Here is a 5,798-nt window from a genome sequence, read left to right on the forward strand (position 1 = left end):
TTCTATAAAAACTATCTATAGCTTTGGCCAGACAAAGCTTTCTAGCTAGGAGGCAGAATGAAACTCAAGATTAATGGCGCGCCCATATCAATCGACGTCGAGCCAGATACGCCACTCCTTTGGGTGATTCGTGATGAGGTTGGTCTAAAGGGCACCAAGTTTGGTTGTGGTGCGGGTTTGTGTGGAGCGTGTACTGTTCATCTTAATGGTGTCGCCATTCGCTCTTGCATTACCCCTGTTTCGTCAGTGGAAGGCCAAAATATCTCTACCATTGAAGGATTGGCCAGTAAAGATGGTCAGTTGCACCCGCTACAAGAAAGCTGGATTAAACATAACGTACCGCAATGTGGTTATTGTCAGCCTGGACAGCTTATGTCCGCAGCCTCGCTCTTGAAAGCTAATGCAAACCCTAGTGATGAAGATATTGACAATGCGATGTCCGGTAACCTTTGTCGCTGCGGTACTTATTCCCGAATCAAGGCTGCCATTAAAGACACTGTTGCATCACAGCAAATTGCTGCCGATCTATCCTACAAAGCAAAGGTATGAAGCGCTCATAATGCATTCTAATCTCATGAACAAATCTAAAGAGCTTTTACCTGATACAGCGATAAATCGTAGGGATTTTCTTAAAGTTGGTTTAGGCGCTGCTGGCGGCCTTAGCGTGGCGATAACATTGCCAGGCTGCAGTACGCTAAGAAACAATGAACTATCAAATACTGGTAGCTGGTTGGCTAATGCCTGGCTCGAGATACGGCCAGATAACTCTGTGATCTTCACTTTAGATAGAGTAGAGATGGGTCAGGGCACTTACACGGGTATTACAACGCTGCTGGCTGAAGAGCTAGATACCTCACCAGATACTATTCAGGTTGTTTTTGCCGGGGCAAACGCAGCTTATCGCAACCCGGATTATGGCTTGCAGCTAACCGGGGGTAGTAACAGTCTTTCAAGCAGTTGGAGCCAGATTCGCGAGGCAGGGGCTGCTGTACGGACTTTATTGCTACAAGCAGCGTCAGAAGCATTTGCGTTACCACAAGATAACTTAGAGTGCCGTAATGCTTATGTCAGCGTTAAGTCTACCGGCAAAAAAGTGAGTTTTGGTGCTTTGGCTAAACTAGCTTCTCAGCAAGATTTACCGCAGGAAATAAAGGTAAAAGAACCGGCTCAATTCAAGTACATAGGGAAATTCGACGCTCGACTTGATGCAGCTGCAAAGGTAAAAGGGGAAAGCGCTTATGGAATCGATGTTGAATTGCAGGATCTTAAATACTGCGTTGTAGAGCGGGCTCCGAAATATGGGGGCAAACTTAAGTCTGCGAATATCGAAGTCGCTCTTCAGCAGAAAGGTGTTGTCTCGGTTCTTGAGGTTTCCCGTGGTATAGCTGTCGTCGCAAACTCCTATTGGCAAGCAAGGAAAGCATCAAAAGTACTAGAGGCGCAGTGGGCATTTAGTGAAGAGAGTGTTGAAACTAGTGATGCAATCAGCAACCTATATCTGGATAAGCTTGCAAATGATTCCGGCAAATCTATTCGTCAAGACGGCGATACAGCGGAGCTTCTCGAGGCTGATGGCCATATAGAAGAGTTTGAGTTTACAGCGCCTTTTCTTGCTCACGCCACCATGGAGCCAATGAATGCCGTTGCAAGGGTTAGCAAGGGGAAGGCGGAAGTATGGGCTGGAACTCAAGCCCCTGACGTAGCACAAGTTGCAGTCGCAAAAGCGACCAATATCGATCTGGACAATGTAACTATTCATAACCAGTTTCTAGGGGGTGGCTTCGGTAGACGCTTAAGTCAAGATTATATTGCCGAGGCTGCTGAGGTTGCGGAAAAAACCGGACTGACAATTAAACTGGTTTGGTCCAGAGAAGAAGATATCAAGCACGATTTATTTCGACCAGCAAGTTTGCACAAGGTTCGGGCTGCGCTCGACACTAAAGGCCTACCTGTCGCCTGGGAGCATCAAATTGTCGTGCCCAAGATTATGGATTGGTATGTATGGGACGCTTCACCAGCTATGTTTCCTTGGGCGCCTGAGTTTATGTACCCAATGCTGGGGCATGCCGGGCTAATGACCGAGGGAACGCCAATCACTCCAGCTGATACTTCGCCTTATGAAGGTGCTGCCGACTTTCCTTATACGATACCAAATATCAGTGTTAAGCATATCAAGGCCGATGCTGGCGTACCGATAAGCTACTGGCGTTCAGTTGGCCACTCATTTAACGCTTTCGTTGTGGAGAGTGCAATTGATCAGTTAGCTCAGTCAGCTGGACTAGATGCATATCAGTTCCGCAAACAGTATTTAGGTAATTCACCGCGACTACTTAAAGTGTTGAACCTGGTTGCAGAAAAAGGTGGGTGGGGGCGTACGCTGCCTAAAGATGTCCACCAAGGTATCGCTGTGCATAAGTCTTTCGGCTCTTATGTTGCGCAACTAGTTGAACTTAAAGTTGAATATGGACAAGTTAAGCTTCTGACGGTGCATTGTGCCGTAGATTGCGGCATGGTTGTAAACCCTGATATCGTTACAATGCAGATGGAAAGCGGAATTATATTTGGTGCGACTGCCGCACTCTATGGAGAGATTACTTTTGCTGAAGGTGAGGTTATGCAAAGTAATTTTCATGACTATCCTTTGATGAGGATGAATGAATCTCCAGATATTAAAACTTATATTGTCCCGTCAGACGACTCGCCAAGCGGTGTGGGCGAGCCTGGCTTGCCACCGATTGCACCAGCAATCGCTTCTGCTTTGTATAAAGCTACGGGTAAGCGATTTAACTCTATGCCTTTTAAGCTAAGTTAATATGTATGAACAAAACAAGCATGTATTGAATTCGATTAAAGAGTGGCTAGCTCGTGACGAAAAGGTCTTTTTGGTAACGGTTGTTACAACATGGGGAGCTTCCCCTCGTCCGCCCGGTAGTCTGTTTGCCTATAACTCAAGTTTAGGTATGCAAGTAGGTTCTTTGTCAGGTGGTTGTATTGAAGACGCTCTAGTTGAACACCTAAGCCTTGGAAATACCCAATACCCCTTTATCAAAGTCTTTGGTGATCACCCTGATGATGCGCAGCGTTATATGCTGCCTTGTGGCGGTACAATGTCTCTGCTCATAGAGGCCTTGGACAACACTCACCTTTCATACATCTCAAAAATTATATCTACGCTTGATTCCAGGAAATGGCTTAAGCGTGAAGTTTGTTTAGATACTGGTCAAGCAGATATTAGAGTCATGAATCATAAGGAAGCGCATGACATCGATAAGGTTAGTCTCGATAATGCTCGCTTCACTCATGTGCTCGGCCCGATCTATCAAGTACTAATCGTAGGTGTGGGTGAGGTTGCAAGGAATCTCTTGAATATTTTAAAGGCGATCGATTTCCATGTTGAGCTCTGCGATGCGCGTAGTAACGTGGTTGATAGGCACGATGCTAAAAGCTGGGATACTCCGCTGCATCTTTGCTTACCAGATGATCTGATAAAAGAGCGATTTTCTGATTCCTATTCTGCTGTGCTGGCTTTGGCTCACGACCCAAGAGTTGATGATCTTGCGGTGATGGCGGGTTTGCATAGCCGATGCTTTCTGGTCGGCGCAATGGGGTCTCAAAATACTACCAGCAAGCGTTTGCAGCGGCTGCGCACCCTCGGTTTCGCTTCTGAAGAATTAGCAAGGCTAAATGCGCCAATTGGATTTCCGATTGGCAGTAAGCTACCTGCTGAGATCGCTGTATCTATCGCTGCGCAATTAATTCAGGAAAGGAACAAAGTTTCCGCAAAAATGATTGACTCACGGCGCCTTTGTTCAGGATGAGTAGCATATATGTAATCAAATGAAACTGCTGTTACCTGGGCTTACAAATCAAAAGTTAAATAATGTTATTTCTTAATTTGCTGTGCTTAATCTCATTTTAAAGTGAGTCAATATTTGCCAGACTTAGCTCAGTTAATTTCCAGTCTTAATTTATTATTGGTATCAGGGATTCATAGGTGAGCCAATTAGCTCTTTATAATCAATTTAATTTGCGAGCACCGCTAAAAGTTTCGGACGATCATGCTATTCAAGTAGCAGAGCTAGCCGAAGATGGAATTTATTTTGCTCAGCACGACATTCTCACAATGCTGCCCAATACGAGCCCAACTGGAGACCAGCTGCTTAAGCTTTACGAAGAGCTGGTTGAGAATGTAAAGCGTGAGCATAATTATTTATATGCAGATATCGCTCGTATTCATGAAGACGATGTTCATGGCGTGGTATTGCGTAGTCAGTACATTTCTGAGCATACGCACAACGAAGATGAAGCGCGCTTCTTTATTGAGGGGGCAGTACTCGTATATATCCATGTTCAGGAAAAGATACATATACTTCAATGTGGGGCTGGAGATTTATTGATTATTCCAAAAAAAGTTAAGCATTGGATGGACATAGGTCCGCAACCTCATTTTACTGCCATCAGGTGGTATAACACTCGTGGAGGCTTACAGACCGAGTTTACTGGTTCTTATGTTGCTGAGTCTACACCTCGCTGGGAAACTATTTATAACGACTCGAACTCTAAGCGTTGACAATAAGCTAAAAGCCCTCCAGTATTGGCTTATGACTACTATTAATCAAAACACAGCACCTGCAATGAAAGATCTCATGCTTTGTGCCTATGCCTTAATCGCTATTCGTGGTTTAGGCAAGGTTGCCAGCATGCGATGGTGTGTGCGCGCCCGTATGGCAATGCTCGCTGTGTTTCTGAAGAAGTAGTCTGTTTTATAAGCCTTTCAAGTCACAGCAAGAAAATGCAGTGACTTATCGTTTCACCCACCTTATATCGCTGTATTTTCTTTAATTAAACTAACTATTAAAAGAGGATATAGCATGTCTGTGCCCGTGGCGTATGCCACCATTATAATAATCTGGTCGACTACTCCCTTAGCTATTCAGTGGAGCAGTGAAACGATAACGCCCATTAGTGCAATTACGCTGCGAATGTTGTTAGCGGCCGCTATCGGCTATGCGATCTTACGCCTTTTTAAGATTAAACTCTCGTGGACAGCGCGAGCTATTAAAGTTTATGCCGCTTCTTTGCTTGGCGTTTTTCTGGCCATGCTGTGCACTTACATAGCGGCGGCATACGTACCTTCGGGCATTATTTCGGTGATTTATGCACTATCTCCAGTGATATCTAACTTGTTATCACATGTGTTGATTGGCTCTGCTAAGTTTACTCGCGCACGCTGGTTTGCTTTTGGTATATCTTTTTCTGGGCTTTTGCTGATCTTTAAAGATGACTGGGTGGTGATGGACAAAGGCTGGTTTGGCTTATTATTGCTTTTGTTAGCTGTCAGCTTATATAGTCTTGGTGGCGTGTTAGTTGAAAAGCAGAAGTTTAAGGCACACCCATTAAGCATTACGGTAGGCACTTTATTACTATCGGTGCCGCTATTTATTGCAGCATGGTTTGTGATGGATGGTCAGCTTCCGTACCTTGATTGGGGAACACGTTCGCCATGGTCTGTTTTGTATCTAGCGATAGCCGGCTCACTATTGGGCTTTGCATGTTACTTTTTTATTATTAAAGAGCTGGGTGCAACGGCTGTTGCAATGGTGACTCTGATGACACCTGTTTTTGCTTTGGCTTTGGGTGCCTTTTTTAATGGTGAACACATTAGCGAAGTAATGCTAATCGGTACCGCGTGTATCCTTTCAGGGTTAGTTCTTTATTACTGGAGCGCTTCAGAGCGTAAGCTTGATAAGCATAAAAATAGTGAGTCTGTTGAAGTTGCGGGCTGAATGAGGCACCGG

6 protein-coding genes are annotated in these 5,798 nt (G+C 44.9%); all 6 read left to right on the plus strand.

The annotated features are described in order from the left end of the window. The first annotated feature begins 57 nt into the window (after window positions 1-57). Window positions 58-549 (plus strand): (2Fe-2S)-binding protein, encoded by a 492-nt coding sequence (locus tag A3756_RS06370; protein WP_068507497.1) that lies wholly within the window; start codon window positions 58-60, stop codon window positions 547-549. Window positions 550-559: 10 nt separating this feature from the next. After that, entirely contained in the window at window positions 560-2,812 is a 2,253-nt protein-coding gene (locus A3756_RS06375; RefSeq protein ID WP_082865120.1) for a molybdopterin cofactor-binding domain-containing protein, read from the plus strand. A gap of 1 nt (window position 2,813) precedes the next feature. Then, window positions 2,814-3,818 (plus strand): XdhC family protein, encoded by a 1,005-nt coding sequence (locus tag A3756_RS06380; protein ID WP_068507492.1) that lies wholly within the window; start codon window positions 2,814-2,816, stop codon window positions 3,816-3,818. Between the two features lie 176 nt (window positions 3,819-3,994). Beyond that, complete coding sequence (locus tag A3756_RS06385; protein ID WP_068507490.1) at window positions 3,995-4,570, plus strand: hypothetical protein; 576 nt, start codon at window positions 3,995-3,997, stop codon at window positions 4,568-4,570. A 31-nt stretch (window positions 4,571-4,601) separates the two neighbouring features. Then, complete coding sequence (locus A3756_RS26565) at window positions 4,602-4,757, plus strand: hypothetical protein (protein WP_156490323.1); 156 nt, start codon at window positions 4,602-4,604, stop codon at window positions 4,755-4,757. A 114-nt stretch (window positions 4,758-4,871) separates the two neighbouring features. Beyond that, window positions 4,872-5,786 (plus strand): DMT family transporter, encoded by a 915-nt coding sequence (locus tag A3756_RS06390; protein ID WP_068507487.1) that lies wholly within the window; start codon window positions 4,872-4,874, stop codon window positions 5,784-5,786. The last annotated feature ends 12 nt before the right edge of the window (window positions 5,787-5,798 follow it).

Source organism: Oleiphilus sp. HI0086, from assembly GCF_001635225.1.